Here is a 315-nt window from a genome sequence, read left to right as displayed (position 1 = left end):
CGTCCGGGCTGTCGGGGTCTTCCCCCTGCGGCTGGTCGTGTTCGAAGCGCCAGTTCAGGCCTTCCGAGGCCAGCAGGCGCGTGAAGAATTCCAGGTCGCTTTCGCGGTACTGCGTGCAGATGGTGCGGGTGGGCTGGTCCTGGCTGATGTCGAACCCGAAGCGCAGTTGCGGAAAGTCCGACAGCAGCTCGGTGACGATGTCCTGCACCGTCTTGTCCTGGAAGATGTAGCTGTCGCGGCGCAGGCGCAACAGGGCCAGCGCCGGCTCCAGGCGCAGGCGGTAGCGCGCCACGCCGCCGTCCGCGCCCAGCCAGG

Annotated in this window: 1 protein-coding gene; it reads right to left on the bottom strand. The window is 68.3% G+C overall.

All coding sequences use genetic code 11. From position 1 onward, the window contains the following. The coding region (locus GM672_RS27975) for a contractile injection system protein, VgrG/Pvc8 family (protein WP_211517466.1) at positions 1–315 on the bottom strand (315 nt) is incomplete at both ends.

It is taken from the genome of Pseudoduganella buxea, from assembly GCF_009720835.1.
GTDB classification, from domain to species: Bacteria; Pseudomonadota; Gammaproteobacteria; order Burkholderiales; family Burkholderiaceae_D; genus Rugamonas; species Rugamonas buxea.
This window is presented reverse-complemented; position numbering and strand designations above follow the sequence as displayed.